The organism is Pseudomonas putida (assembly GCF_004357765.1).
Lineage (GTDB): Bacteria > Pseudomonadota > Gammaproteobacteria > Pseudomonadales > Pseudomonadaceae > Aquipseudomonas > Aquipseudomonas putida_U.
Genome location: NZ_SMTE01000001.1, coordinates 233,658 through 256,637, shown reverse-complemented (window position 1 = coordinate 256,637; position 22,980 = coordinate 233,658). Strand labels below are relative to the sequence as shown.

The following is a 22,980-nucleotide window of genomic DNA, read 5'->3' as shown; positions in this document are numbered from 1 at the left end:
AGCCTCCGAGGGATATCACGTTACTTGTCATGCTTTGCCTTCAGTTCCTTGGCGTGCTGCAGGTGTTTCTCCAGCGTCGGCAGGGTTTTTGCGGCAAATGCTTTCAGCTCGTCCTTGTCGGAAGAATTGGCTTCTTTCTGGAACAACTCGACGGCCTTTTCATGGGCGTCGACCTGATTGTTCAGGTAGGACTTGTCGAACGAATCGTCGCGCCACTCAAGGATCATCTTCTTGACCTTGTCGGTAAGCGCGGCATCGTCGGGTACCTCGATGTCCAGCTTGCCGGCGAGGGCGGTGAGCTCCTCATTGGCCTTGGTATGGTCGGTAACCATTTGCTTGGCAAAAGCCTTGATCTCGGTGTTCTGGCTTTTCTCCTGAGCCAGGTTGCCGGTGACGATCTCGGCGATGCCCGCTTCGGTGGCGGCATCGACAAAATCGTTGGAGGAGGCTGCCATCGCTTGCCAGGAGGCCATGCCCAGTACCATCGACAGGCCGACGCGCTTGATGAAGAGGTTGTTCATGTCCCGCTCCTTAAGAGGTTGATGCGACTTCGGTGTCGCGTACGGTTGAGCCGGGGCGTGGGGCAAAGGTTTAATTTTTTTGCCATGGCCCAGCCTGGGCGGGTTTGCCGTTGAACGTTGTGCCGGGTCTGGGCTCACACATTCAAAGACCTGCAAGAGGAGTTGAGCCGATGAGCATCGAACGCAGCATTGCCGAGCTCGAAGCGTGGTACGCCCAATACGATGACGTCAGCTATCGCCGCGAATCGCCGGACGCCTACCACCATGAGTTGCTGCGCACTGCACAAGCCTTGCGCGACGATGGCGCCATCGATTGGGACGACTGGCTGGCACTCAAGCGCCTGGCCGATCAGGCCCATGCCCACGCCTTGGAAGACGCTGTGCAGGCCCACGTCAATGACCCCGACGCATGAAAGCGCTGAAGATTGCCACGTTCAACGTCAATGGCATTCGCAGTCGGCTGCCGGCGCTGCTGGACTGGCTGGCCCGTGAACAGCCGGATATCGCCTGCCTGCAGGAGCTCAAGGCGGCGGATCGGCAGTTTCCTCGCGGAGAACTGGAGGCCGCAGGTTATGGCTGCCTGTATCACGGCCAGCCATCATGGAACGGCGTTGCCATCCTTGCCCGAGGTGGCGAACCGCTAGAGGTCAGGCGCGGTTTGCCGGGGATGGAGGACGATCAGCAGAGCCGCTACCTGGAAGCGGCCGTACACGGCGTGCTGGTCGGTTGTTTGTACCTGCCCAATGGCAACCCACAGCCCGGCCCCAAGTTCGACTATAAGCTGCGCTGGTTTCATTGCCTGATCGAGCATGCCCGCACCCTGCTGGTGAGTGAGCACCCGACGCTGTTGGCGGGCGACTTCAACGTGGTGCCCACCGACCAGGACATTTACAACCCCAAATCATGGCGCAAGGACGCCTTGCTGCAGCCTGAGTCGCGCGCATGTTACGAGCGCTTGTTGGAGCAAGGCTGGACCGACGCCGTGCGCCACCTGCACCCGCAGGCGCAGGTCTATACCTTCTGGGATTACTTTCGCAATCATTGGGCACGCAACGCCGGACTGCGCATCGATCATCTGTTGCTCAATCCGCTGCTGGCCGACCACCTCAAGGCGGCGGGCGTCGATGCCTGGGTGCGCAACGAACCCAAGGCCAGTGACCATGCGCCAGTGTGGATCGAGTTGAGTACGCGCAAGCGACGCTGAACCCGCTTCAGCCACAACGCCCTGCAGTCGGTCACGACCACGTGGCAATGCGGGCGGGTAATCGGTACTCTTGCGCGATCGTTCAACCGCTGCCGGACCGTTTCATGCTGTTCAATCTCACCGTGCTGTGCGCCACCCTGGTGGCCATGGAGGGTGTCGGCACGCTGGCCCACAAGTACATCATGCATGGCTGGGGCTGGTGGCTGCACCGTTCGCACCACGAGCCGCACTTGGGCGTGCTCGAGACCAACGACCTGTACCTGGTGGCCTTGGCGCTGATCGCCGCGGCACTGGTGGCACTGGGCAAGGCTGGCCATGCACCGCTGCAATGGGTGGGGGCCGGTGTTGCTGGTTATGGGGTGCTGTACGTCGTGGCCCATGACGGTTTCTTCCACCGCCACTGGCCACGCAAGCCGCGACCGGTCAATCGCTATCTGCAACGCCTGCACCGCGCCCATCGGCTTCACCATGCCGTTAAGGGCCGCAATGGCAGTGTCTCGTTCGGGTTCTTCTATGCGCCGCCGCTGGACGTGCTCAAGCGCCAATTGCGCAAGCGGCGCGATCTGCGCTGAGTTCTCCTATGAGGAACGCGCCGGTGCCTGTTCGTTGCGCCGGCGACTGACCAACCAGCCAAACCCCGCCGCCGTGAAGAACATGATCAGGCTGTACAGCGCCGCCGGCACTGCCATGGTCGCGTTGTTGAGCAACGATGGACTCAGGGCGAGAGCGATGGCCAGCGTGCCATTGTGGATGCCGATCTCCATGCCGATGGCGATGGCCTGGCGCTTGGGGATGTTCAACAACCGGGGCACCCAGTAGCCCACTGCCAGGCTGAGCAGGTTGAACACCAAGGCTGCCAGGCCCACCATCGGCGCGTATTCGAGCACTGTCTGCCAGTCCTTGGCCAGCGCCAGGGCGATAGTGAACGCCAGGAACAATGCCGCTACCTGTTTCATCGGTTTTTCCATGCGGGCGGCGAACCCTGGTGCCCAACGGCGAATCAGCATGCCCAGTGCCACCGGTAGCAGGACGATGGCGAACACCTGCATGACCTTGGCGAACTGCAGGTGAATGGCCTGGTCCGAGGCCATGAACCACATCAACGAAAGATTGACCAACAGTGGCATGGTCAGGATGGCGATCAGCGAGTTGACCGCCGTGAGGGTGATGTTCAGCGCCACGTCGCCATGGGCCAGGTGACTGAACAGGTTGGCGGTGGTGCCTCCCGGCGAAGCCGCGAGCAGCATCAGGCCCACCGCAAGCGCCGACTCCAGGCCGAAGCCATTGGCGATCAGGAAGCACACCAAGGGCAGCAGCAGGATCTGACAGGCCAAGCCAATGATCACCGGCTTGGGATATTTCACCACCCGGGCGAAATCGGCCAGGCTCAGGGACAGGCCGAGGCCAAGCATGATGATGCCCAAGGCGAGGGGTAGAACGGCGGTGAGCAGTGGCGACGCGGTCATGGGCGGTCTCTGGGCGAAGGGTTTGCAGCAGTGTAGGCCGGTCGTGGCCAAGCATTGAGGTCGCAGACCGGGCGTTAGTAACCTTTTGTTACCGCCCAGGGAATTTCCCGCCGTGTCAGTGCAAGCGGCTTCGCTGGCCAAGGGCCTCAGGGCGCAGTAGCATTCCCGCTTTTGCCGAGGATCCGTCTCTCATGCCGTACCAGCAAGGTCTGCTTGCCACTCCGGTGCCTGTGCACGCCCGCCACCTGTTCTTCGCCATCGATTCGCTCGATGCGCTGCCTGCAGCCTTGCACGCACTGCAAGGCGAGGTCGATGGTCGTCGCTTGAGCCTGGGCGTCGGTGCGCCCCTGACCAAGGCCCTGGGCCGTGAGATCGAAGGGCTGCGACCGTTCCCGCAACTGGACGCGGTGGTGGAAAACCCGAGCACCCAGCATGCGCTGTGGCTCTGGCTGCGAGGCGAGGAGCGTGGTGACCTCTATTTGCGTGCCCAGGCACTGGAGCAAATGCTGAGCCCGGCGCTGCGCCTGGTGGACCACGTCGATGGCTTTCTGCACCGCGGCGGGCGTGACCTGACCGGTTATGAGGACGGTACCGAAAACCCCCGAGACGATGATGCAGTCGAGGCGGCGATCGTCGCTGGCGAAGTTGCCGGCCTGGCAGGCTCCAGCTTCGCCGCCGTGCAGTTGTGGAAGCATGATCTGAACTATTTCAAGTCGTTGCCGCAACCGGAGCAGGATGACATCATCGGCCGTCGTCTGAGCGATAACGAAGAACTCGAGGATGCGCCGGCATCCGCCCATGTCAAGCGCACTGCCCAGGAGAGTTTCAGCCCCGAGGCCTTCATGGTCCGCCGCTCGGTTTCCTGGGCCGACACCCGTGGCGCCGGCCTGGCCTTCGTCGCCCTGGGGCGTTCGTTCGATGCGTTCGAGATCCAACTGCGCCGCATGAGCGGGCTGGAGGATGGCGTCATCGATGCCCTGTACCGGTTCAGCCGGCCCTTGACCGGCGGCTACTACTGGTGCCCGCCGATGGCCGATAACGGTATCGACCTGCGGCACCTACTGGGCTAAACATCCAGATACAGAATCTCGCGCCGGTGCGGGCCAGGCGGACTAGCCTTGAAGGTTTCCGAATGATGACGGGAGCTTTGCCATGTACGCACGCCGTGATGTCCTACGCGCAGGTGCGACCTTGGGGGCTTTGGCTGCAGTCAGTCCCTGGCTGCAGGCTGCAGCCCAGCGCAGTCTCCTGACCCGCGCCATCCCTTCGACCGGCGAAGCGCTGCCGGTCATTGGCGCGGGCACTTCAGGCAGCTTCGAGGTCGAGCCGGACTCTGCCCAGTACCAACAGCTCAAGGTCGTACTCAAGGCGTTCTTCGAAGGCGGTGGCAAGGTCATCGACACCTCCCCCAACTATGGAGGCGCCGACGCCATCCTGGGTCAGTTGCTGGAGGAGGGCGGGTGGCACGCGCGCTGCTTCCTCGCCACCAAAATCGCCGCCGACAGCCTGGCCGATGCCAAGGCCCAGTGGGGCGGTAGTCTGGCAAGCCTGCGCACCGACAAGGTCGATCTGCTGCAGGTGCATAATCTGCGTGACTGGCGCACCCAGTTGCCCTATGCCCGAGAGCTCAAGCAACAGGGCAAGACCCGCTACATTGGCATCACTCACTACCTGCGAAGCGGCCAGGATGACGTGGCCCGTATCGTGCGCAGCGAGCCCTTGGACTTCATCCAGATCAACTACTCGGTCAATGCCCCAGAGGCGGCGCGCGAGTTGCTGCCCCTATGCCAGGACAAGGGCGTGGCCGTGTTGATCAACCGCGCGTTCGACGATGGCCGGTTGTTCGCCAAGGTCAAGGGCCAGGCACTGCCGGGCTGGGCTGCCGAGGCCGGGATCGGCAGCTGGGCTCAGCTTTTTCTCAAGTTCGCCATCAGCCACCCGGCGGTTACCACCGTGATACCGGCTACCAGCCGCCCCGATCGGCAAGTGGACCAGCTCAAGGCCGGCCATGAACCCTTGCTCACCCCGGCGCAACAGCAGGCGCTGATCAAGCAGTTCGAGTGACACCATGACCCACTGGCGGCGGCGCCTGCACCAGGGTTTTAACCTCCAGTCCGGTGAAGGCCCGGCGGTGGCGGCGGGGTTGCTGCTGTTCTACTTGTTGTTCACGGGTTATTTCATGTTGCGGCCGGTGCGCGAGACCATGGGGGTTGCCGCAGGGGTAGACAACCTGCAGTGGCTGTTCACCGGTACCTTCATCGCCACGCTGGCGTGCCTGCCGCTATTCGGCTGGTTGGCCAGCAAGGCCCGGCGCCGGCACATTCTGCCGTGGACTTATGGATTCTTCGCCGGCAACCTGCTGTTGTTCGCCGTGTTGTTTCAACGTAACCCTGAGCACATCGGATATGCGCGGGCGTTCTATATCTGGCTCTCGGTATTCAACCTGCTGACCATTTCGCTGGCCTGGAGCGTTCTGGCCGACCTGTTTTCCCCCGAGCAAGGCAAGCGCCTGTTCGGCCTGCTCGCCGCCGGTGCCAGCCTCGGCGGGCTGAGCGGACCGGTCCTCGGCACGGTGTTGGTCGCCCCCCTGGGCCATGCCGGCTTGTTGGTGCTGGCGGCTCTGGCACTGCTTGGCAGTATCGGCGCGACCGTATACCTGCAGCGCTGGCGCGATGCTCAGCCGCACACGCCTGACCAGGCGCGGGGCACCAGCCGCCCTCTGGGCGGCAACCCCTTCGCCGGTGCCAGCGCAGTCCTGCGCTCGCCCTACCTGATGGGTATCGCCTTGTTCGTGGTACTGCTGGCCAGCGTCAGTACGTTCCTGTATTTCGAGCAGGCACGGGTGATCAGCGAGGCATTCCCTGACCGCACACGGCAGACCCAGGTATTTGGCCTGATCGACACGGTGGTACAGGTACTGGCGATCCTCACCCAGTTATTCATCACCGGCCGCCTGGCTCGGCGTTTGGGCGTTGGCGTGCTGCTGGTGGCCGTGCCGCTGGTGATGGCCGTGGGTTTTCTGTGGCTGGCATTGGCCCCGGTGTTCGCCGTGTTCGTCGTGGTGATGGTGGTGCGCCGAGCTGGGGAGTACGCGTTGGTGCGTCCGGGGAGGGAAATGCTGTTCACGGTGATTCCGGCCGAGGACAAGTACAAGGCCAAGAACTTTATCGATACCGTGGTCTACCGGGGCGGCGACGCGCTCAGCGGATGGCTCAAGCGCGGTCTCGACGTGCTGGGCGAGCATCCACAGCTGGCGATGCTGATCGGCGCAGCGATTGCATTGGGTTGGGGGCTGACAGGAGGTTGGCTGGGCCGACGCCAACGGCGACTGGAGAGCAGTCAAGCAAGTCGTTAACCGTTCCAGCCATCGTCAACAGACCGCGGACCTCACCAGCCACCTGAGGCAGGGCGTAACCTGTCGCACCAAATACGCATTCGACCGGTATTTAACGCCACCGGTCCGAACCCGCCGCAATAAACCGAATCCGCCGTTATCGCCGAACTCCGAACCTATGTACGGGGCGAGCCCGTGCACCCTAAAGCCACACGAGGTGTCAGAACATGGACAAGAAAGACAACAGCCGCACCGGCAGCCAGGGCAGCAACAAGAACCCGGGCAACTTCGCCAACGACCGCGAGAAAGCTTCCGAAGCCGGCCGCAAAGGCGGGCAGCAGTCTGGAAGTGGCCGTAGCAGCGAGTCGGGCCGCAAGGGTGGCCGGTCGTAAGTGAGGCAGCGCGGTGCCAGGGTGACCTGGCACTGCATACCTATTCATGACGGAGGACATACCATGCGCCTGTTTCCCTTGATTGCCTTGTTGGGCAGCCTGACTTTGCTGGGGGGGTGCTTCGATCGGGACAACGATGATCATGCGACCCAGGGTAGCGACCAGAGTAAATCCTCGGTGCAAATGCAGAACACCGACAAACCTGCGCCACAGCCGGCGCCCGACCCCGAGCCGATGCCGCGGGAAGAGAATCGTTGATCGAGAGCCTGCCCAGGAGCCCTGCATGACGGTCATGACCTGCAACACCCCACAGCTGGTAACCCCACTAAGCGGCAATGATACGCTGCAACAGCGTTACCGCCGCTTGCTGCAGGGAGTAGAGGGAGACAGCCGAGCCTGGCTTGACAGGCAATTGGACCAGGCCGCGACCTTGTCCGATGACCTTCCATCCGATCCTGCACAGCTCCCGGCCTGGAGCCGCATGCATGCCAACCAGGTCGCCCAAGCCCATGCCGGTTATCTCGAACGACGTCACCAAGGAGCGCCGCGGCGCTATTTCAGCAACCGTGCCCACGCGCTCTGGTTCATCCAGCAGGTGGCTCCGACCAAGGCGGTGGACGGTGCATGGCTGTATTCGACCTTGCCGCGATGGCGCGATCCCCGTTACCACGGATTGATTCGAACGTATCTCGAAGAGTTGGGCGACGGCGATCCTCGTTGCAACCATGTATTGATCTATCAGCGCCTGCTTAGCCGCCTTGGCTGCGTGGATACGCTTCCTCTTGCCGATGAGCGTTACCTCTCTGGTGCCTTGCAACTGGCGTTGGGCCAATATGGCGAGCACTACTTACCTGAGGTCATCGGCTATAACCTGGGTTACGAGCAACCGCCTTTGCACCTGCTGATCACCACCTACGAGCTGGCTGAACTGGGCATCGACGGACACTACTTTCAACTGCATGTCACGATCGACAACGCCGCCAGCGGCCATGCGCAGAAAGCCATACAAGCGCTGCACCTGCTGTGCCCAGAGGACGCTGGCGAAAGCTTTTATCGACGTGTACGCAATGGCTATCGGCTCAACGACCTGGGTACCGCCACCCCCGCGTTGATAGAGCGATTCGACCTGCAGGCCGAATTGCTCGCTGCGCTGGAGCGCAAGCGGGTGTTCGGTCAGTTCATGCATTGCGACCGCTGCCGGCTGCAGAAACGCACCATCAACCAATGGTTGGCCGAGCCAGGGTTGATGCCAGGCTTTCTCGCGGCCATGCAGGACCAAGGCTGGATCCAGCGCGGTTGCGACCCGGCGCAGAGCCGCTGGTGGCGTATGATCGAAGGCCCATCGGCGCCTATGTTCGGGGTATTCGACGCCTATGAGAAACAACTGTGGTACGACTGGATCGCCGCCGATTGGCAGGGCCAGACCCGCCGAGTCGCGCCGGGAAGCTGGGAAGCGCAGCTGGCGCTGGAGCCGTTGCCACCGACTGGGACGCACGACAGTGTCGACGCGCTGATCGAACGAATGAGCGGCAACCGTCATGCCTTGCCAGAAGGATTGCTCGCCACCCAGGCCTATATTCGCGCCACGGGCCTCGTCCAGGAGGTACCCCATTGATGCGACTGGACCCTGAACAGACCGAAGCGGACGCTGCGCTGTTGCAACTCGGGCGCCGCTTGCGTGCCGATGGCTACCGCTTCACGTGTGTCACGCCGGCAACCCACGCGTACAACAATGGGCGCCCTGGAGCCGAACAGGCGCACACGCTGCGTGACATCTTCGGCTGGAGCCGCCCCTTCGAACCGTCGCTGATTTCCGCTGACGAACTCGAGCAGTTGCGCTTGGCCCAGGTGATCGTGAACGAACCGGGCGGGCTGCTGAGCAGCTCGGTGCGCTGGTCCAGCCTCGACGATCTGCTGCTGGTGCATTCGGCATACCCGACCGATACCGCGGACGCCGTGTTCTTCGGTCCGGACAGCTACCGTTTCGCCGACGTTATCCACGATCATCTGCAAAGCCGCCCCAGCCGTGTCGAGCATGCGGTGGACATTGGCTGCGGCAGCGGCCTCGGTGCCATCCTGATCGCCCGTGCGGCGCAGCATGCGCAGGTCAGCGCTGTCGATATCAATCCCTTGGCCTTGCGCTATACCGCCATCAATGCTGCGCTCGCGGGGGTCGGCAACCTGTCGGTTGAGCCCAGCGACCTGCTCGACGGTATCGCCGGCAACTTCGATCTGATCGTGGCGAATCCACCCTACATGCTCGATGGCGGCGAGCGAACCTACCGTCATGGCGGCGGCGCCTTGGGCGCACAGTTATCCCTGAGGATCGTCGAGCAGGCCCGCGAGCGGCTCAGCCCAGGCGGTACGCTACTGTTGTATACGGGGGTGGCGATGGTCGAAGGTCGGGATGCCTTGCTCGAGGCAATCCGTCTGCGCCTGGCCGGCCCACGCTGGTCGTGGGTATACCGCGAGATTGACCCGGATGTGTTCGGTGAACAACTGCGCGAGCCGGGTTATCAGCAGGTCGAGCGCATTGCAGCGGTCGTACTGACGGTCACCCGCAACGGCTGAGGCCAGTGCGCACGCGCGTGATCAAGGCCTGTGACAGGGGGCCGACGTAGGATGTTACACAAGCGCTGCCAAGGGGTTTGCAGCCATCAGCAACGCCGTTTAGAGTGGCCGGGCGCCATTTACTGCGGAAAGAAAGCCCCATGATCCACATCGATGAACACACCAGCGTCGCGCTGGCAGACACCCTCTTTGTCTTTGCCCTGGAGGCCGAAGCGGCCGATGCTTTCAGCCATGTCGATGCGGTGTTCACCGGGATCGGCAAGGTCAATGCCGCCATCGCGTTGACCAAGGCGCTGCAGAGACGCAGGCCCAAGTTGATCGTCAACCTCGGCTCCGCTGGGAGTCCTCGTTATGGCAAGGGTCAACTGGTGTGCTGCACACGCTTCGTGCAACGGGACATGGATGTAACGCCATTGGGATTCGCCCGTTACGAAACGCCTTTCGCGGATATCCCGGTGGTCCTGGAGCAAGGCCTGAGCATGCCGGGCCTGCCGTTGGGCATCTGCGGCACCGGCGACAATTTCGAGACCCAGCATGGCGAGGCGCCCTACGACGTGGTCGACATGGAGGCTTACGTATTGGCCTTGATCGCCCGCGAAGAAGGCATCCCCTTCCTGTGTTTGAAATATGTCTCCGATGACGCCGGCAGCGATGCGGCAGACGACTGGTCGGTCCAGGTACACCTTGCCGCCGCGGCTTTCGCCAAGGCGCTGTTCGACTGATCGACCATTGGTCGGCCATGGGGGCGGCGCGAACAAACCTTGACGCCGATAGCCTTCTCGAAACCCTAGGTGGCCCGCTTTAGGAGCCACGACGGTTTTACTCAGAGGAGGCTCCCAATGGCCAGCAAACCCCAGGATCAGTTCAGCCTGCAGAATCCGCTGACGCAGTATCCCCACCCACCGTTTCCCTCCCAGGGCCAGTCCGCACCAGGCCTGGACGCGGACATGCAGCCCAAGCCGGACCATGGCGAAGCCACCTATAAAGGATTCGGCCGACTGGCAGGGCGCAAAGCGCTGATCACCGGCGCGGATTCCGGCATCGGCCGTGCAGTGGCGGTGGCATTCGCCCGTGAAGGGGCTGATATCGCACTCAACTACATGCCGATCGAGCAGGCCGATGCCCGCGAGGTGATCAAACTGATCGAGGCTGAAGGCCGCAAGGCCATAGCGATTCCTGGCGACCTCAAGGACGAGGCGTTCTGCAAGACCCTGGTCGACCAGGCCCACGAACAGCTGGGTGGGCTGGATATTCTGGTCAACGTCGCAGGCAAGCAAGAAGCGCGCAAGGATATTGGCCAAATCAGCCACGAGCAGTTCGACCACACCATGAAGACCAATGTGTATGCGTTGTTCTGGTTGTGTCAGGCCGCAGTGCCGTTGATGCCGGCCGGTGCGACCATCATCAATACCGCTTCGATCCAATCCTACCAACCCTCGGCGACCTTGCTGGACTATGCCACCACCAAGGCGGCGATCGTCGCCTTCACCAAGGCTCTGTCCAAGCAGGTGATCGAGCGGGGTATCCGGGTCAATGCGGTGGCGCCTGGACCGATCTGGACAGTATTGCAGCCCAGCGGTGGCCAGCCGCCTGAGAAAATCCCCGAATTCGGCAACCAAACGCCGATGAAACGCCCGGGTCAGCCTGCCGAATGCGCACCTCTGTATGTGCTGCTTGCCAGCCAGGAGTCAAGCTATATCACTGGCGAAGTGTTCGGCGTGACCGGCGGCAACCCTCTGCCGTAGGGCAGGCCGGCTAAACCTTCGTCACAGTGCGGAGTCTGCTGAGGAAAGCGCCCTGCGGGTCAGGGCGCCTACCATAGGAGCAATGAAATGGCTCGGGCAATCTGGAAAGGCGCGATCAGCTTCGGCCTGGTGCACATACCGGTGTCGCTCAATTCCGCGGTGCGCTCGGAGCGGGTCGATTTTGACTGGCTCGACAAGCGCAGCATGGAACCAGTGGGTTACAAGCGGATAAACAAGGTCACCGGCAAGGAAATCGATAAGGATGACATCGTCAAGGGCGTCGAATACGAAAAAGGGCGTTATGTGGTGATCAGCGAGCAGGAAATCCATGCGGCGCGGCCAGAAGCGACCCAGACCATCGATATTTTCTCGTTCGTCGATGCATCCGAAATACCGCTGCAGCACTTCGATACCCCCTATTACCTCAGCCCTGACAAGCGCGGCGGCAAGGTGTATGCCTTGCTGCGGGAAACCTTGGAAAGCACCGGCAAGGTAGCCCTGGCCACCGTGGTACTGCATACCAAGCAGCATCTGGCCTTGCTCCGCGCACTGGACGATGCGCTGGTGCTCATCACCCTGCGCTGGCCGGCAGAAGTGCGCGGCCTGGACACCTTGGAACTGGACAAGAGCGTGACCGATGCCAAGGTGGACAAACGTGAGCTGACCATGGCCAAGCGCCTGGTGGAGGACATGAGCGGTAGCTGGAGCCCCGATGACTACCACGATGCCTTCCGCGAGACCATCCTCGACCTGGTCGAGGAAAAGGCCAGCAAGGGCAAGATCAGCGTGGTGGAAAAAGGAGAGGGCGGCCAGGGGCAGAAAGGAGCCGACATCATCGATCTCACCGAGCTGCTCAAGCGCAGCCTGGGTGGCAAGAGCACCCCGGCTGCCAAGAAGAAGCCGGCCAAGCGCTCTCGTAAGGCCTCTTGAGCAGGGGCTCAGCTGATCATCGATTGCAAACCGGACAGGTAATCGCCAAAGCCTTCTCGCGCGCGACTGTCGGTCCGGCTGCTGGTCGCCACGCTGTGCCGGGCGGTCCACACGATCTGCGCGCCCAAGGCCTGCAGGTCGCTGATCAACCGCACGTCCTCATGGGCGGCCAGTGGCTGGAAACCTCCGGCCCGTTGATAGGCGCGTGCACAGATGCCAAGGTTGGCGCCGTGGATGTGTCGATGTCCTTCTTCGGCTCGATAGCGGCTCAGGTACAACTTGCGTAGCGAGGCTTTCTGCCAGGGTTGCCAGCGCGCCACATGCACGGTTCCGCAGACCGCATCGGCGTTGCAGGCCATCTGCGAGACCAGCCAGTGGGGCGGCACCTGGCTGTCGGCATCTGTGCAGGCCAACCAGTGTGCGCCGCGGTCCAGCATCCACTGAGCACCGGCTCGGCGGGCCATGCCGACATTTCCGGCATCGACCTCCAGGGTGTCCACCCCATGGTGACGGGCGATCATCGCGGTGCCATCGCTGCAGCGGTCGAGCACTACCAAGGTCTGCACGTCGTGCCCTTCGCGCTCGGCCAGTGCCACTGCCGTGCGCAGCGCCTTGAGACAACGCCCCAGACGTCGGGCTTCGTTGTGCGCAGGAATGATCACGGCGATCATGGGCAGGTCTCGTCCAGGTCGATGACACTGGGCTGGCAGGCCCAGTACTCGAGCAGGAAGTCGCCTTCCTCGTGGCGGAACACCCGATACAGCGGCAGGTGCCGATCCAGCATGGCGTGCACTTCGCGACCGTCCTGGGGGCACCCGGCAATGGGGTGACGCCAGTGGCAGGCGAGCAGTCCGCCGTCGTAGGTCAGACTGCGGATCGACTGCTCGATCACTTGCAACCAGTCGGTCGGATCCAAGTAGTAACCCACCTCGCTGAGCACGATCAGGTCGAATCGCCCGCCTGGCCAATCCCCAGGCAGGCGACCCTGTGCAACCGATGTGTTGGGCATATTCGCCAAGCGGTCGCTGGCCAAGCCGACTGCGGTGGGATCCAGATCCTGGCATAGCAGCTCAGCGCACCGCTCGGCCAGTGCCGCGCTCAACTCTCCGTTGGCACAGGCCGGTTCGAACACCCGCTGATAGCACTGGCGCGGCAGGCTGGCCATGACCAAGTCGCGCTTGCGCCGCTCGTACCAGCGGGTGCGGAATGCCCAGGGGTCTTCGTCGGTGGCGTAAAGGTCGGCGAAATATTGCGCATCGAGGCTCATGGAAACTCCGTTCAAAGAAACACCAGTTCGAAAGGCTGCAGTAAGCAATCCAGTAGCGTTGCAGGCAGCACTGGCGGCTTGTCCTGGTCGGGTTGCAATTGGCTGACGTGGGCTGCCAAGGCCTGGCGCTTGCGGGCGACCTGGGCTTCGTCCAGTTGGACGCGGTGGGCGCGCGGCCAGGGCAGACGTGGGTCGTCCGGTTGTGCCCAATGCCAGGCCCAGACCGGTACTTCCACCAGGCGTGCCTGGCGCGCCTGACTGGCCTGGGCAGCTGCACGGCCCACGGCTTCGTGGTCGCAGTGGCCATCGCCGCGCCAGGTGGTCAGCACAACGTCGCCCGGCTTGAGCAACTGGTTGAGGTGATTGAGCAGAAACGCTTCGTTACGTGGCAGGTCGCCATCCTTGAGGTTGAGGCGGCGCCAATCCAACTGGTTCAGGTCGAGGTCGAGTTGCGCAAGCGCGTGCCGGCTCTCCAAGGGGCGCTGGCGACGTAGGCGGTGTTCGGTCCACTGCTGCGAACCTGGGTGGCTGCCTTCGCCATCGGTGGCGGAGATCAACACCAGGTCCCGTTCACGGCCGCGAAATTCGCCGAGCAGGCCGCCGGCCATGAGAATCTCGTCATCGGGGTGGGGGGCCAGCAAGATCAGGCGCTGTCCAGGCGGACACAACTGTTCGGGGCTCATCCAACTGGCCCTGGCCAGGTGCGCGGAGTGTTGCCAGGCCGACCACGGAGTGCCGCTGCTGGCCTGGATCAGGTTTTCGGTCATAACTGCCAAGCTCCTGCAGGCATCTGTGCCAACTGTTGGCCGAGCCCGGCCAGATCCCGTTCGGCATGACTCTGGCGCAAAAATACCGGTAAGTCGGCGCTCAGGCGCGCAAAGTGCGGGCTGCGGCAGAACGGTGTGGCCCCTAGCGCCCGACCGACGTGATGGATGACCTGATCGACTGCCTGTTCGACCTGAGCCCGCGTCCGACGTACTTCGAAGCTGGCATCGGCAGTGGGTTGTTGGTCGATCCACGCCGCGCATTCGCGCAAGCTGGCGCGGGCACCGTACAAGGCGGCATCCACTGCACCCAGGTGTGCCTGGGCATGCGGATCGGGACGAGGCTTGCGGCAGTGCTCGCGCAGATAGTCGGCCAGCGCTTCGGCGGCACCGTACCAGCAGGCCGCGATACCCGCGCCGCCGTGCCAGAAGCCGGGGCGGGTCAGGTACTGCCCAGGACGGCCGATGGCGATCCCCGGCGCATCGTCGAATTCCAGTTCCACGCTGGTGGTCGTCGCCATGCCAAGGGCCTGCCAACGCTCGACCTGCAGCTGTTGGCCGCCATCAGCCAGGTCGATGGCCACCAGTTGTGGTTGGTCGTCGTCAGCCCAGGCGGTGATCAAGGCCCGGTCGATCTGCAGGGCGCCTGAGCACCAAGCCTTGCGCCCGGACAGGCGCACCTGTTCACCTTCCCGGGCGACGATCCTCGTGCGCGCATCGGGCGGCTCGGCAGCCCACACGCCCCAGATACCCGTGCGAGCGTGGTGGGCTGCACTGCATTCGGCGAGAATCGCCAGGGCATCGGTATGACCTTCATAGAGCTTGGCCAAGGCCAGGTCGCAGCCGGCCACGCGCGCCAAGGTCTGCCAGCGCCGCAGCGTATGGCCCTGACCAGGCAACGGCAGCAGGTCGAGTTGATCGGCTTGCAAGGCGTGCATCAGCTCGGGCAGCTGGGTATCGAGGTTCAGTGGCTGCGCACGCTGGGAAAAGCTGCGTAGCAGACGATCCAAATTGTTCAGGTCGAAGTCCTGGATGATGCTCATGTATACGGCTCCACTGCCATGGTCTGCTGCAACGATCGGATCCGGCGCGCCATCAGGTCAGCCCCATCTGCTTGCGCATGCGGGCGGTGATCGATTGGCGGGTCTTGGTCATGTCGGCCCAGGGGTCGTCGACCTCGGCCAGGCGCTCAGCGATGTTGCCGATGTGCCACTGGTTGGCGCCCTTGAGCTGGGTCAGTTCGTCACGCCAGATCGGCACCGATACCGGCAGCCCCTCGCGCGCGCGCAGCGAATAGGCGCTGACGGTGGTGGCGCCCTTGCCGTTACGCAGGTAGTCGATGAAGATTCGTCCCACGCGGTTCTTTGGCCCTGAAACGGCGCTGATGCGGTCGGGGAACAGCTTGGCCAGGTAGGTCACGATGGCATGGCTGAAATCCTTTACCTCGTCCCAGCCGGCTCGCCGACTCAACGGCACCACCAGATGGATCCCCTTGCCGCCGCTGGTCTTGATGAACACCTTCAAGCCCAGTTCGTCGAGCAGAGTGAGGGTCAGTTGGGTCGCCTCGAGCATGGCCTTCCAGGGCAACGCTGGATCCGGATCGAGATCGAGGACAAAGCGGTCGGGTTTGTCGAAGTCCTTGTCGGTGGCGTTCCAGGTGTGCAGTTCGAGCGTGTTCATCTGCACCGCGCCGAGCAGGGATTCGGGGCGGTTGATCACCATCGCTGTCTGGCCGGCTTCGGCTTTGTCATAGGTGAGCACGTTGGGAATGTGCAACTGGCCGGCGTTCTTCTGAAAGAACAGTTCGCCGGCCAAGCCGTCCGGGGCGCGTACCAGGGCCACGGGACGGTGCTTGAGGTGCGGCATCAACCAGGCACTGACCTCGGCGTAGTAGGCAGCGACGTCGCGCTTGGTCACGCCGGAGGTGGCGTCGATCACCCGATCGGGGTGAGTCAGGCGCAGCTTGCCCAGGTTCTTGTCGGCCGGCTTGGATGCGGTCTTGTGCGACATGGCGCGCTCCAGGTCGATATCGGTGGCAGGTTTGTCGTCGCGCAGGCCGTGGAACACCGAGTGGCGAACCACGCCGTCGCGGGTCATCTGGGCGTACGCGACCTCGGCCAACAGGTGTGGCTTGAGCCAGTGCACGCCACGGGCATCGGCCCCGGTCGGAGGCTTGGACAACGCCGACTTGGCGATTTCCAGCGGTTTGAGCCGTTCATGGATACTGGCCAGGGTGGTGGCGTTGAAGCCCGTACCGACTTTACCGGCATAACGCAGTTCGCCCTTGTCTGCGTCATGCAAGGCCAACAGCAGGGCGCCGAAGCCACTGCGGCTGCCCTTGGGGTCGGTGAAACCGATGATCACGAACTCCTGGCGCTGCTGACACTTGAGCTTGATCCAGTCAGCGCTGCGCTTGCCCTGATAGGGGCTGTCGACACGCTTGCCGATGAGACCTTCGAGCTTCAGCTGGCAGGCGCTGGCAAGCAGCGAGTCGACCGGTTGATCGAAGCTTTCCGAGTATTTGAGCAGCGCGCACGGTTTGTGTTGCAGCACCTGACGCAGGGCGTCGCGGCGCGCCTGTAGCGGTTGTTGCCGCAGGTCCTGGCCACCGAGGTAGGGCAGGTCGAACACGTAGTAGGTGATGCGCTCGTCGTCTTCGGTATCGAAGGCGTTCTGCAACGCCTGAAAGTCGGTGGCGCCGTGTTCGTCCATCACCACCATTTCGCCGTCCAACCACGCCGAGTCCAACCCCAGCGCACGTAGCGCAGCGACCTGATGCGGCATCTTGGCGCTCCAGTCGTGGCCATTGCGGGTGAACAGGCGCACCTGATCGCCATCGATACGGGCGAGAATGCGGTAACCATCGAACTTCACTTCGTAGCGCCAATCGCCGCTTGGCGGCGAGTCGACCAGTGTCGCCAACTGCGGTTGCAGGTGATCGGGCAGAGGGGCTTTCTTCGCAGGTTTCGGAGGTTTCGCAGGTTTCGCAGCTGAGCGGCGGCGAGGCGCTGCTGGGGTCTTGGCCTTGCGCGGGATCAGGGTACGGTCGCTGAGCACACTGTCCGGTTGCGCCTCGACAATGCTGTAATCGGCTTCGCTGCGCGCCTCGCCGTCGTGCGACTTGACCAGCATCCATTGCTCCTTTTTACCGGCCAGACGGGTGCGGAACAGGTTCCAGATACCGGCAAGCTTCTCGCCCTGCAGGCGAAAGCGCAGCTTGCCTTTGGTGTAGGCGGCTTGGGGATCGCCCTCGGGCTCCCAGACGCCGCGGTCCCAGACGATGACATCGCCGGCACCATAGTGGCCTTCGGGGATATGGCCTTCGAAATCGGCGTAGTCCAGAGGATGGTCTTCGACGTGCACGGCCAAGCGGCGCACCTTGGGATCCAGAGACGGCCCCTTGGGAATGGCCCAGCTCTTGAGCGTGCCGTCGAGTTCCAGGCGAAAGTCGTAGTGCAGATGGCTGGCATCGTGCTTCTGGATACAAAAACGCAGCGCATGTTCACGCTTGCCGCGGCTACGAGCTCCACTGGGCTCGGGCGTGGCGTTGAAATCGCGTTTGCGGTTGTACTCCTGCAGGGGCTTGGCCATGACGGCTCCGAGACGGCTCGCGGTGTCTTCAATTGGGAGGCGAGAGCGCTCGGAGGAGTTCAATCTTTACGCAGCAGGAGACTGGCACGAAGAAACTCTGAATCATTGCCTGGACCAGATGGTCGACCGGTTATAGCCACCTGACGGAGAAACGAGATGTCTCGACCAGACGATCCCAAGACCTACGTTCCGAGCGAAATCGATGACACCGAGGACCGTATGGGCAGCGTTCACGAACTGGACTTCAGCGAACGCAACGACGAGCGCCAAGGCCGGGCGGGAGACGAACGGCCGGCACAGGAAGTTGCGCAAGAGTTTCCCAGCCGACGGGTTGCCGAAAGCGGCATGACTGGCGGCGAAGCCCTGAGCGACAGTCTGCATGAAGACAACGTCACCTATGACGATTTGAGCCCCGACACCTTGCTCGACGAAACCGGCGCTCGCGACCCTCATGAGCCAGGCGGTGCCGGGGGCCCGGCTGACAAGCGCTTGCGCCGGGTCGACGCTGAGGAAATTGGCGGCGGCATCGGCCTCGACGAGGCTGAACTGGCACGTTCGGCGCCGCTCGATGGCGAACCCTGGAGCGACGATGTGATCGATGAAGAAGGGAGTACCGACCGATGAGCGATGTACGTTGTGCCTGTAACCACTGCCACTGCACGGTCGATGGCAATACCGTGACCCAGGGTGACAAGGCTTATTGCTGCGAGGCATGCGCCACCGGCCACCGCAATGGCGAGCCGTGCCGCATGGCCGACTGCCATTGTGGTGAGGCGGAGCAGCCCAAGGAAACCAGCGTGGACAATGCGTTGGATGAGACTTTTCCCGCCAGTGATCCGATTTCGCCCTGACCCGGACCCCCTCGCGAAAGACCCGGGCTTGGCCCGGGTTCGCGTGTAATCAGTGAGATTTTCGTAACGCTTCCAGCAACTGGGCCTTGTTCATCGTCGAACGACCGGTGATATCGCGCTTTCGCGCCCGATCCATCAACTCTGCCTTGGTCAGATCAGCCAACTGCTCGCCAGGTCGCGGTACCCCGCGCTTGGTGGCTACTGCGCGCTTGGCCGATGCCTCCCGCGACTTGGCCTTGGCCGCTGTACTTTTCTGGCGCCCCGAGCCTCCTTTGCGCTCACCACCACCGGACTGTTTGTTGACCGTGGCCCAGGCACGCGCCTCGGCCTCGTCTTTGGACAAGCCCTTGGCCTCGTACTCGTCCTCGATATGCTCGGCTTTGCGTTTTTGCTTGTCAGTGTATTTGTCCTTGTCTCCGCGAGGCATGGTCGGAATCTCCTTCAGGTTGGTTTGACGCGTTGGCGCATGGCCTTGGCGCGTTTTTCCAGCACCAGGTAGGTGAGGACGGCCAGCACCAGGGGAATCAGGTAGTACAACGTGCGATACCCCAGCAATGCGGCGACCAGGGTGCCTTGCTTGATCTGATCGTGCAGCAGGGCAAGGAACACGGTTTCCAGCACCCCGAGCCCCGCCGGGATATGTGCGACGACGCCGGCCACGCAACTGATCAGCAAGATGCCCAGGATCGAGGGGTAGAACGCTTCGCCTGGCAGCAACCAGTAGATCAGAGCCGCCATCAGCGCCCAATTGCTGGCTCCCAGGGCGACCTGGCACAGCGCCAGGCGCAGCGAGGGCAATGTCACCTCGTGGTCACGCCATCGCCACGTGCGTTTCTTGGCGAAGCCACAGGCCAGCAGGTAGCCCAAGGAGATGGCAAGCAGCACCACGCCGATCAACTGCAGCCCGGTGGCGCCGACCGCCCAGTTCGCCGGTAATTCGACCAGGCGCAAGGCGAATACCGTGCCGGCCAGCAGCATGTAACCCATCCAATTGGTCAGCAGGCCGAGCGTGAGGATCCGGGTGATGGTCGGCGTGTCCAGGCCCAGGCGGCCATACAGTCGATAGCGTAAGGCCACGCCGCCGACCCAGGTGGTGAAATTGAGGTTGAACGCATAGCAGACGAACGCCACCGGCAGCACCTGCCGGGCCGGCAGGTTGTGGCCGGTATAGGTTCGGGCGAGCAGATCGTAGCTGGCGAAGGTGGCATAACTGCACAGCGCAAGTACCAGCCCGATGGCCAGGGTGCCCGGCTCGTATGCCAGCAATGACTGCCGTACTTCATTCCAATCAAGGTTGCGCGCCAGCAGATACAGCAACGTCGGGATCAGTATCACGAACAGCAGCGTGAGCAGCCGCTTGCCCCAAATGTGCCAAGCTTTGTGCGCCATCAGGTATTGCCCTCGTGCAGATCACCATGGGCCTCGCTCTCCGGCTGCACCGAACGCAGCCGCTGGCGGTGGGCAGGGAGCCAGCCGGCAATTCGCGGGAACTGGCGGATTGCGTGGAAGCAGGCAAAGATCAGCGGCGCACGCCACCAGTAGCCACGGACCATGCGTTCGAGGGTCACCGGTTTGCATTGCTGGGCGGCCAGGCTTTGCAGGTGCTGGGCAAGTTGCTGGTTGAAGGTGCGGTCGCGTATGAACAAATTGGCCTCCAGGTTCAGCGAAAGGCTCAGCGGGTCGAGGTTGCTCGACCCCACCGTAGACCACTCGTCATCGACCAGCGCCACCTTGCCGTGCAGCGGGCGGCGGCAGTATTCGTGAATGTGAACGCCGTCGCGCAGCAGGTAGTTGTAAAGCAGTCGAGACAGGGCGCGGACCCAGCGCATGTCTGGCTGACCCTGCAGGATCAGGGTCACTTCCACGCCACGGCGGGCGGCGTTGCGCAGTTCGCGCAGCAAGCGATACCCAGGGAAGAAGTAGGCGTTGGCGACGATGATGCGTCGCTGCGCCCCGCGCAATGCTTCAAGATAGCGGGCCTCGATCGCGGTGCTGCGCTGGCCGTTGTCGCGCTCGACCATCACGGCGGTGACCTGGCCGGTCGCCTGGATCTGCGGGCGTACTTCGCTGGGAGGTTGCAGTACCGGCGACATCAGGCGCCGGCTAGCGGCGTGGATCTGCGCCACCACCGGGCCGGTCACTTCGACCGCGTAGTCCTGCTTGGCCATTGGACCGTAGTCCCCCAGATGATCGGCGCTGTAGTTGATGCCCCCGATGAATGCCCGGGCGCCGTCGATCACCACGATCTTGCGGTGCAACCTGCGGAATAGGTTGGTGCGCATGCCGGCCAGGCGCGGTTGCGGGTCGAAGGCATGGAAATTCACCCCGGCGTCGGTCATCGCGGCGATGAAGGGGTCGGGCAGGTCCGCGCTACCATAGCCGTCCACCACGACTTCCACCCGCACACCGCGGCGTGCGGCATCGATCAGCACCTGTTGCAGCTGCTGTCCGACCTTGTCATCGAAGAAAATGAAGGTTTCCAGGAGTATTTCCTCCTGGGCCTGGCTCATGGCCTCGAATACCCGCGGGTAATAGGCTTCGCCATTGATCAACAGCTCGACATTGTTGCCGTCCAGCCACGGTCGGTTCATAGGTTGATCTCCGCAACCAAAGGGGCGTGGTCGGAGAGGTGCGACCACGGATATTTCGTCAGCACCTGCGCCTGGCAGGGCAGGGCGTTGCGCAGGTAGATGCGATCCAGGCGCAGCAGCGGCAGGCGGGCAGGGAAGCTGCGCGCTGGGCTGCCGAATCGCTCGCCGAACGCCTCGACCAGGTGTTCGGACAACACCGCATCGGCCTTCAACCGCCAATCGTTGAAGTCGCCGGCGATGATCACGGGGGCTTTGGCGGGTAGCTTGTCGAGCAATTCCAGCAGCAACCGGATCTGGCTTTGCCGATGGGCTTCGCGCAGGCCCAGATGCACGCAAATAGCATGTACCTGCGCGTGGCCGGGCACTTCCAGGCGGCAATGAAGCAAGCCGCGCTGTTCATTGCCGGCGACCGAAACGTCCAGATTGTGGTGCTCGATGATGGGGAATTTCGACAGCAAGGCATTGCCGTGGTCGCCATGGGGATACACGGCATTGCGGCCGTAAGCGAACTGCGGCCACATGCTGTCGGCGAGAAACTCGTACTGTGGCGCCTGCGGCCAAGTCGGATGACGCTCGGCATGCTGCTGGTGGCTGCCATGCACCTCTTGCAGGAACACCAGGTCGGCGCCGGTCGCACGCACCGCTTCGCGAAGTTCGGGGAGGATGAACTTACGGTTGAAGAAGGTGAATCCCTTGTGCACGTTGATCGTCAGCACGGTCAGGCGGTTCACCGAGGTGACCTTGTCGATGATGCAGCGAGGTGTGGTCAGGGTCGGGTTCACAGGGCCACCTCCGGCAAGGCGCCTGGCTCGGTGAGCAGGTCATGGTCGAGATCGAGCTTTTCCAGCAACCGACGGGCATCGTAGGGGGCATGGACCTTCTGGTCGTTGTCGAAATAGCAATACACATCCCGCGAAGCGCGTCGGGGGGCCGCCTTTGGGATGACCAATTGCGCATCGTCGGCTTGGCCGCCGCTGCTCCAGCACTGGATTCGCTGCTTCCAGCGACGTAGGGCCCGCGCGGTGTAGCCACTGCTGTAGAGTTCGACATCGCCATGCAGGCGCAGGTAGACGAAGTCGGCCGTCACATCCTCGACGTAGGGCCACTTACCGGCGCTGTCGGCCACCACCAGCGCCACCTTATGCTTGCGTAGCAGCTTGATGAAGCTCTCGCAGAGAAAGCTGTCATGACGGACTTCCACTGCATGTCGCAGTCGGGCATTGCCTTTTATCGCCGTGCCGCCATTGCCTTGCAGGCCCTCGGCACAGCGTTCGGCGCAACGGCGCGCGGCCCTGCGATCATGTGGCAGCAATTGCAGGAAATGGCTGAAGCGGGCTTCGTCGTAGCGCATGTTCGGGGGGAACTGCCAGAGAAACGGGCCGAGTTTGTCACCCAGCAGCAACGGCCCTGAGGCGAAGAAGTTGGCCAGGGGTTCTTCGATCTCTTTCAGGCGTCGCAGATGGGTGATGTAGCGAGGACCCTTTACCGAAAACACAAAGTCGTCCGGGGTCTGCCGGTGCCATTGCAGATAGCGATCGGGGGTTTGCAGTGCGTAGAACGAGCCATTGATTTCGATGCTGTTGACCGCCCGCGAGGCAAACGCCAGCTCATCGTCCTGGCGCAGGCCCTTGGGGTAGAAATCCTTGCGCCACGGGCCATAGCGCCACCCGGATATGCCGATGCGGATATCGCTCACTACCTTCCTCCTCGAAGCTCTGCGAAACCTGCCTTTATCTGAGGGCCTTGCAAGCGT

The 22,980-nt window shown here is 62.9% G+C and carries 26 protein-coding genes and 1 pseudogene; 15 read left to right on the top strand and 12 right to left on the bottom strand.

From position 1 onward, the window contains the following. Positions 1-20: 20 nt before the first annotated feature. Positions 21-521 (bottom strand): DUF4142 domain-containing protein, encoded by a 501-nt coding sequence (locus E2H86_RS01245; RefSeq protein WP_133324041.1) that lies wholly within the window; start codon positions 519-521, stop codon positions 21-23. A 170-nt stretch (positions 522-691) separates the two neighbouring features. On the opposite strand from E2H86_RS01245, the gene E2H86_RS01240 reads away from it, so the two are divergent. The 3 genes from E2H86_RS01240 (at position 692) to E2H86_RS01230 (ending at position 2,297) form a co-directional block, all read left to right on the top strand. Further along, positions 692-934 (top strand): hypothetical protein, encoded by a 243-nt coding sequence (locus tag E2H86_RS01240; protein ID WP_133324040.1) that lies wholly within the window; start codon positions 692-694, stop codon positions 932-934. After that, positions 931-1,725 (top strand): exodeoxyribonuclease III, encoded by a 795-nt coding sequence (xth, locus tag E2H86_RS01235; protein WP_133324039.1) that lies wholly within the window; start codon positions 931-933, stop codon positions 1,723-1,725. The genes E2H86_RS01240 and xth overlap by 4 nt, the downstream gene beginning before the upstream one ends. Before the next feature lie 104 nt (positions 1,726-1,829). Beyond that, positions 1,830-2,297: a sterol desaturase family protein gene (locus E2H86_RS01230; protein WP_133324038.1), complete on the top strand. Its 468-nt coding sequence runs from the start codon at positions 1,830-1,832 to the stop codon at positions 2,295-2,297. 6 nt (positions 2,298-2,303) lie between these two features. On the opposite strand, the gene E2H86_RS01225 is transcribed toward E2H86_RS01230, so the two are convergent. Continuing rightward, positions 2,304-3,191, bottom strand: coding sequence for a bile acid:sodium symporter family protein (locus tag E2H86_RS01225; protein ID WP_133324037.1), 888 nt, complete (start codon positions 3,189-3,191; stop codon positions 2,304-2,306). A 191-nt stretch (positions 3,192-3,382) separates the two neighbouring features. On the opposite strand from E2H86_RS01225, the gene E2H86_RS01220 reads away from it, so the two are divergent. The 10 genes and pseudogenes from E2H86_RS01220 to ku all read left to right on the top strand — a co-directional run bounded on the left by E2H86_RS01220 (position 3,383) and on the right by ku (position 12,163). After that, entirely contained in the window at positions 3,383-4,261 is an 879-nt protein-coding gene (locus tag E2H86_RS01220; RefSeq protein WP_133324036.1) for a Dyp-type peroxidase, read from the top strand. 82 nt (positions 4,262-4,343) lie between these two features. Further along, entirely contained in the window at positions 4,344-5,255 is a 912-nt protein-coding gene (locus tag E2H86_RS01215; protein WP_133324035.1) for an aldo/keto reductase, read from the top strand. A gap of 4 nt (positions 5,256-5,259) precedes the next feature. Continuing rightward, positions 5,260-6,546 (top strand): NTP/NDP exchange transporter, encoded by a 1,287-nt coding sequence (locus E2H86_RS01210; protein WP_133324034.1) that lies wholly within the window; start codon positions 5,260-5,262, stop codon positions 6,544-6,546. A 257-nt stretch (positions 6,547-6,803) separates the two neighbouring features. Further along, positions 6,804-6,917, top strand: a pseudogene (locus E2H86_RS01205) (KGG domain-containing protein); the annotation flags it as partial. 63 nt (positions 6,918-6,980) lie between these two features. After that, the gene (locus tag E2H86_RS01200) at positions 6,981-7,175 is read left to right on the top strand and encodes a hypothetical protein (RefSeq protein WP_133324032.1); all 195 of its coding nucleotides are present in this window, start codon (positions 6,981-6,983) and stop codon (positions 7,173-7,175) included. A gap of 25 nt (positions 7,176-7,200) precedes the next feature. Continuing rightward, positions 7,201-8,532, top strand: a complete 1,332-nt coding sequence (locus tag E2H86_RS01195; protein WP_133324031.1) for an iron-containing redox enzyme family protein — start codon at positions 7,201-7,203, stop codon at positions 8,530-8,532. Further along, positions 8,532-9,488 carry a methyltransferase gene (locus E2H86_RS01190; RefSeq protein ID WP_133324030.1) on the top strand — a complete coding sequence of 319 codons (957 nt, stop codon included), beginning with the start codon at positions 8,532-8,534 and terminating at the stop codon, positions 9,486-9,488. Before E2H86_RS01195 ends, E2H86_RS01190 begins: the two co-directional genes overlap by 1 nt. A gap of 140 nt (positions 9,489-9,628) precedes the next feature. Further along, positions 9,629-10,210, top strand: coding sequence for a phosphorylase family protein (locus E2H86_RS01185; RefSeq protein WP_133324029.1), 582 nt, complete (start codon positions 9,629-9,631; stop codon positions 10,208-10,210). Between the two features lie 117 nt (positions 10,211-10,327). Continuing rightward, positions 10,328-11,233, top strand: a complete 906-nt coding sequence (locus tag E2H86_RS01180) for an SDR family oxidoreductase (protein ID WP_133324028.1) — start codon at positions 10,328-10,330, stop codon at positions 11,231-11,233. An 87-nt stretch (positions 11,234-11,320) separates the two neighbouring features. Beyond that, a complete protein-coding gene (ku, locus tag E2H86_RS01175) occupies positions 11,321-12,163 on the top strand; it encodes a non-homologous end joining protein Ku (protein ID WP_133324027.1) in 843 nt (280 codons plus the stop codon). Positions 12,164-12,171: 8 nt separating this feature from the next. Here ku and E2H86_RS01170 read toward each other — a convergent pair whose 3' ends face one another. Genes E2H86_RS01170 through ligD form a run of 5 tightly spaced genes read right to left on the bottom strand, consistent with a single transcriptional unit; the run spans position 12,172 to position 17,785 of the window. Continuing rightward, positions 12,172-12,834: a glycosyltransferase gene (locus tag E2H86_RS01170; protein WP_133324026.1), complete on the bottom strand. Its 663-nt coding sequence runs from the start codon at positions 12,832-12,834 to the stop codon at positions 12,172-12,174. Then, positions 12,831-13,430, bottom strand: a complete 600-nt coding sequence (locus E2H86_RS01165; RefSeq protein ID WP_133324025.1) for a class I SAM-dependent methyltransferase — start codon at positions 13,428-13,430, stop codon at positions 12,831-12,833. Before E2H86_RS01165 ends, E2H86_RS01170 begins: the two co-directional genes overlap by 4 nt. A gap of 11 nt (positions 13,431-13,441) precedes the next feature. Then, positions 13,442-14,197 (bottom strand): PIG-L deacetylase family protein, encoded by a 756-nt coding sequence (locus E2H86_RS01160; RefSeq protein WP_133324024.1) that lies wholly within the window; start codon positions 14,195-14,197, stop codon positions 13,442-13,444. Then, positions 14,194-15,237, bottom strand: coding sequence for an acyl-CoA dehydrogenase family protein (locus tag E2H86_RS01155; protein ID WP_133324023.1), 1,044 nt, complete (start codon positions 15,235-15,237; stop codon positions 14,194-14,196). The genes E2H86_RS01160 and E2H86_RS01155 overlap by 4 nt, the downstream gene beginning before the upstream one ends. 52 nt (positions 15,238-15,289) lie before the next feature. Next, positions 15,290-17,785 (bottom strand): DNA ligase D, encoded by a 2,496-nt coding sequence (ligD, locus tag E2H86_RS01150; protein ID WP_133324022.1) that lies wholly within the window; start codon positions 17,783-17,785, stop codon positions 15,290-15,292. Between the two features lie 156 nt (positions 17,786-17,941). On the opposite strand from ligD, the gene E2H86_RS01145 reads away from it, so the two are divergent. Next, positions 17,942-18,409, top strand: a complete 468-nt coding sequence (locus E2H86_RS01145; protein WP_133324021.1) for a phosphotransferase system, HPr-related protein — start codon at positions 17,942-17,944, stop codon at positions 18,407-18,409. After that, on the top strand, positions 18,406-18,636 hold the full coding sequence (locus tag E2H86_RS01140; RefSeq protein ID WP_133324020.1) for a metallothionein: 231 nt from the start codon (positions 18,406-18,408) through the stop codon (positions 18,634-18,636). The genes E2H86_RS01145 and E2H86_RS01140 overlap by 4 nt, the downstream gene beginning before the upstream one ends. Before the next feature lie 49 nt (positions 18,637-18,685). Here the strand turns inward: E2H86_RS01140 and E2H86_RS01135 are convergent, their stop codons facing one another. The 5 genes from E2H86_RS01135 to E2H86_RS01115 are packed head-to-tail and all read right to left on the bottom strand — an operon-like array spanning position 18,686 to position 22,923. Next, positions 18,686-19,063, bottom strand: coding sequence for a termination factor Rho (locus tag E2H86_RS01135; protein ID WP_133324019.1), 378 nt, complete (start codon positions 19,061-19,063; stop codon positions 18,686-18,688). Positions 19,064-19,077: 14 nt separating this feature from the next. Then, a complete protein-coding gene (locus E2H86_RS01130; protein WP_133324018.1) occupies positions 19,078-20,025 on the bottom strand; it encodes a lysylphosphatidylglycerol synthase domain-containing protein in 948 nt (315 codons plus the stop codon). Next, a complete protein-coding gene (gene clsB, locus E2H86_RS01125) occupies positions 20,025-21,227 on the bottom strand; it encodes a cardiolipin synthase ClsB (protein WP_133324017.1) in 1,203 nt (400 codons plus the stop codon). The genes E2H86_RS01130 and clsB overlap by 1 nt, the downstream gene beginning before the upstream one ends. Next, positions 21,224-22,009 carry an endonuclease/exonuclease/phosphatase family protein gene (locus E2H86_RS01120; protein ID WP_133324016.1) on the bottom strand — a complete coding sequence of 262 codons (786 nt, stop codon included), beginning with the start codon at positions 22,007-22,009 and terminating at the stop codon, positions 21,224-21,226. The genes clsB and E2H86_RS01120 overlap by 4 nt, the downstream gene beginning before the upstream one ends. Continuing rightward, entirely contained in the window at positions 22,006-22,923 is a 918-nt protein-coding gene (locus tag E2H86_RS01115; protein WP_133324015.1) for a DUF72 domain-containing protein, read from the bottom strand. The genes E2H86_RS01120 and E2H86_RS01115 overlap by 4 nt, the downstream gene beginning before the upstream one ends. Between the last annotated feature and the right edge of the window lie 57 nt (positions 22,924-22,980).